This window comes from Ruegeria sp. AU67, from assembly GCF_900312795.1.
GTDB lineage: Bacteria > Pseudomonadota > Alphaproteobacteria > Rhodobacterales > Rhodobacteraceae > Ruegeria > Ruegeria atlantica.
Genome location: NZ_OMPH01000036.1, coordinates 1 through 1,046, shown reverse-complemented (window position 1 = coordinate 1,046; position 1,046 = coordinate 1). Strand labels below are relative to the sequence as shown.

Annotated in this window: 3 pseudogenes; all 3 read right to left on the bottom strand. The window is 53.9% G+C overall.

What is annotated here, in order from left to right:
- Nucleotides 1-285, bottom strand: a pseudogene (locus DK510_RS19330) (IS6 family transposase); the annotation flags it as partial.
- A gap of 30 nt (nucleotides 286-315) precedes the next feature.
- A pseudogene (locus tag DK510_RS19325) lies at nucleotides 316-804 on the bottom strand (GMC family oxidoreductase); the annotation flags it as partial.
- A 117-nt stretch (nucleotides 805-921) separates the two neighbouring features.
- Nucleotides 922-1,046: pseudogene (locus DK510_RS23395) on the bottom strand (IS6 family transposase); the annotation flags it as partial.

Below are 1,046 nucleotides of genomic sequence, written 5' to 3'. Positions count from 1 at the left end.
GTGGCGTTTGCCGTTCACTTTCACGAATACTTCGTCTAAATGCCACTTCCATTTTGAAAAGGCTCGGAGTTGCTGAATACGCTTCCGTCTGATTTCAGCAGCAAACATCGGGCCAAACCTGTTCCACTAATATCGGACAGTTTCGTGGCTCACGTCGATGCCTCGCTCGTGCAGCAGATCTTCGACATTCCGAAGCGAGAGCGGGAAACGGATGTACAGCATCACCGCAAGGCGGATGATCTCGGGACTGGTTTTAAAGTACTTGAAAGAGGCAGGTCTGGTCATGGGCAAAAGCTACGCAACCGCCCTACCCCTCTCAAGCAAAGTTCTTCTGACAAGACCGGTCTGAACCTTCCACTCGCCGCCACTTGCGTGCTTGTCCGTGCCACCTTCATGATGGTCTTCTGAATTCAGGAAATACGGCAGCACATCATCCCAGCCCCAACCGGGATTTCCCAACTGCCGCGAATGGTCGTAATCCGCCGCCTGTCCGCGCATATAGATCATGCCGTTCACAGACGTGCAGCCACCCAGAACCTTGCCGCGCGGATATACAAGGCTGCGCCCGTTCAACCCCGGCTCATTGGCGGTTTTCATCATCCAGTCGGTCCGCGGGTTGCCAATGCAATAAAGATAACCCACCGGGATTTTCACCCAGTGGTAATTGTCCGACTTCCCGGCCTCCAAAAGCAGGACCCGCGTATTCGGGTTCTCGGTCAACCGGTTGGCAAGCACGCAGCCTGCCGTTCCGGCGCCGACAATGACATAGTCGTACTGACCGTCTAGATCCTCGCTCTGTGCCAATTTTTTCCCCTCACAAGGCGATGACCATCTTGCCAATCATGGCACCGGTTTCAATGATTTTATGGGTACTGTCAGACCAATTCGAACCAGTCTCTGTTTACCCCTAAATGCCGGCACTTATGCTGAACAAAGTTGGCGCCACTCGGAGAGAGCAGCGGCGCGGTTGAGCTTGAAATTGTCTCTGCTGTAGAGGGCGCGTTCCTGATTGAAATGGTTGTGGACGGAAGAATGAACTGCGGCGA